General features: G+C 30.6%; 1 pseudogene. It reads right to left on the bottom strand.

The annotated features are described in order from the left end of the window. Positions 1-55: 55 nt before the first annotated feature. Positions 56-396 (bottom strand): annotated as a pseudogene (locus DWW52_RS20810) (hypothetical protein); the annotation flags it as partial.

Below are 396 nucleotides of genomic sequence, written 5' to 3'. Positions count from 1 at the left end.
TGCACTGATAATGTTTGGTGGCTAACTAACCTTTATAGGAATGTTCAGCCGCTTGTTATAATAAGTTTCCAATATCAAAGCCTAATTCTTTTAATACATTTGTTTGTTCTTTTTGGTATTCCAAAGTTCCACTATGGATAAAATCTTTATTTACAATATAGCTATTGGGGAAATCCTTGTAATACCTCATTAGAAAGTCTGGTATAATTTCATAAGTATTAAAACAAAATAAAATCTTACCGGATTTTACTAATCTAATAAACTCCTCTTTACTTTCACATTGATAAAGGTTCCCATCTTCATGAAAAACTCTGCATTGATCAAGAAATAATTTCATGTTGAAATTAGCAAAATTAGCTAAATATTGAGGGCGTTGCCACCGTGCAATATCTGTAC

Origin of the sequence: Odoribacter sp. AF15-53 (genome assembly GCF_003479425.1) — a bacterium.
Taxonomy (GTDB): Bacteria; Bacteroidota; Bacteroidia; order Bacteroidales; family Marinifilaceae; genus Butyricimonas.
The sequence above is the reverse complement of the archived record's forward strand: the minus strand, read 5'-3'. Positions and strand labels throughout refer to the sequence as shown.